A 228-nucleotide genomic window follows, 5' to 3' on the forward strand; every position below is an offset into this window, starting at 1 on the left:
CAGTTGCCTCTGCTACACCAGAAAGGACACGAACTTTTCCTTCATTATTCAAAATGGAAATCTTATCACCATCGACATCCTTACCAATCGTGATGATATTTGTATCTTTCTCTTGGGATACAAAATCGTTATATATCAACGTGCCATCTTCCGCACTATTAATCTGCTTAGAAAGCCATGTCAGCTTTTCATCTACACCAGCAAACGCAGAGGCAACACCTGTACGCT

1 protein-coding gene is annotated in these 228 nt (G+C 40.8%); it reads right to left on the reverse strand.

What is annotated here, in order from left to right; all coding sequences use genetic code 11:
* Window positions 1-228 (reverse strand): hypothetical protein (locus J7R05_RS09145; protein WP_208541952.1); only part of this gene is annotated, 228 nt, incomplete at both ends.

Source organism: Bartonella capreoli (assembly GCF_902813205.1).
GTDB lineage: Bacteria > Pseudomonadota > Alphaproteobacteria > Rhizobiales > Rhizobiaceae > Bartonella > Bartonella schoenbuchensis.